At 65.0% G+C, this 254-nt stretch carries 1 protein-coding gene; it reads right to left on the bottom strand.

Translation table 11 applies throughout. From position 1 onward, the window contains the following. On the bottom strand, positions 1–254 hold a 254-nt coding region (locus tag PH586_RS23525), incomplete at both ends, for a hypothetical protein (protein WP_271350223.1).

The following is a 254-nucleotide window of genomic DNA, read 5'->3' as shown; positions in this document are numbered from 1 at the left end:
TGGGGTGTCCGCGCCCGGCTGGCCGTTGGCATGCAGGTCGTTATCCAGCACGCTGCCGGTGACCGGGGTAACGGTATCCTCACTGAGGCTGTTACCGTCGTCGACCGCATTCGGCATGTCGTCGATGATCTCGATGATGATGCTCGCCGGCAGCGAACTGGCCGTGCCGTCCGAGACGGTCAGGCTGAACGTGTCAGTCTCCGGGCCAGCTCCGTCGGTGGTCGGGCTGGTCAGCTCGTAGCTGTAGCTGCCGA

This window comes from Pseudomonas aestuarii (genome assembly GCF_027988105.1).
Classification (GTDB): Bacteria; Pseudomonadota; Gammaproteobacteria; order Pseudomonadales; family Pseudomonadaceae; genus Aquipseudomonas; species Aquipseudomonas aestuarii.
This window is presented reverse-complemented; position numbering and strand designations above follow the sequence as displayed.